Genomic DNA, 1,110 nt, shown 5'->3' on the forward strand with positions numbered 1-1,110 from the left:
ATACCAATTCTCCAAAATGTGACTACAGATAGGCTAGAATATCATATTAGTAGAGTTAAAGGAAAAATATGGCAGGAGTTTATAAGATAGAAATATCTGAAAGTGAAGCAGAACTCAAGGAACTGCTTAGAAAAGAAAAAACTGGTTCAGGAAAAGAAAGAATACAAGTATTGTACTTGTTAAAGACAAAAAAGGCAAAAACGGTGACAGAAGCCGCGGAAATGCTAGGAAGAAATAGAGTCACTGTACAAGATTGGTTAGGAAAATATCGTCAAGGAGGACTCGAAAAATTATTGTCTAAAAAAGTCAGTACAGGAAGACCAAGAAAAGTTCCTCAGTGGGCAGAAAAAACCTTAGAAAAAAGATTAAAAGAAAAGGAAGGATTTGATAATTATGGGGAAATTTGTGAATGGTTAAAGGAAAAATTAGGGATAAAAGCCAAGTACAAAACTGTACACAAATTAGTATATTATCGGCTAAAAGCGTCTCCAAAAATAGCCAGACCAAAAAGCCTAGAACAATCAGAAGAAAGGTTAGAGGATTTTAAAAAAAACCTCCTAGAAAATTTGGCAATGCTGAGTTGGGTGGCGATAACAATGATGAGTAATACAGGAAAAATTCGCTTTTTATGTGAAGATGAAACTCGTCTGGGACTGAAAACAATCAGCGGGAGAAAAATAACAGCAAAAGGGGTAAAACCTTACGGGAAAGTGCAGTGGAAATTTCAAGCGACCTATATCCATGGGGTGGTAGAGCCGAAGACAGGAGAGCATTTTTTTTACGAATTCACTCATTTAAACAGTCAATGTTTTCAAATATTTTTAGAATTAGTTTCTGAATATTTTGCCGATAGTATTTTGATAATACAGTTAGATAATGGCAGGTTTCATAAGGCAAAAAAACTGAAAATACCTGACAACATTATTCTCATGTTTCAGCCACCACATTGCCCAGAATCTAATCCAATTGAACAGATTTGGCAATATCTAAAAAAAGGATTGAGATGGAAACTACCTAGAGACTTAGAGGAATTACGTTTGTTAATTGGTCAACGACTCGAAGAAATGAACAAAGAGGTAATTGCTTCAATTGTTGGACGAGGTTATATCC

The 1,110-nt window shown here is 35.0% G+C and carries 1 protein-coding gene; it reads left to right on the forward strand.

Annotated features, from left to right (window positions below; translation table 11 throughout):
- Window positions 1–68: 68 nt before the first annotated feature.
- Window positions 69–1,110 (forward strand): IS630 family transposase (locus tag IQ224_RS23655; RefSeq protein WP_194033561.1); only part of this gene is annotated, 1,042 nt, incomplete at its 3' end.

The organism is Microcystis sp. LEGE 00066, from assembly GCF_015207925.1.
GTDB lineage: Bacteria > Cyanobacteriota > Cyanobacteriia > Cyanobacteriales > Microcystaceae > Microcystis > Microcystis ichthyoblabe_A.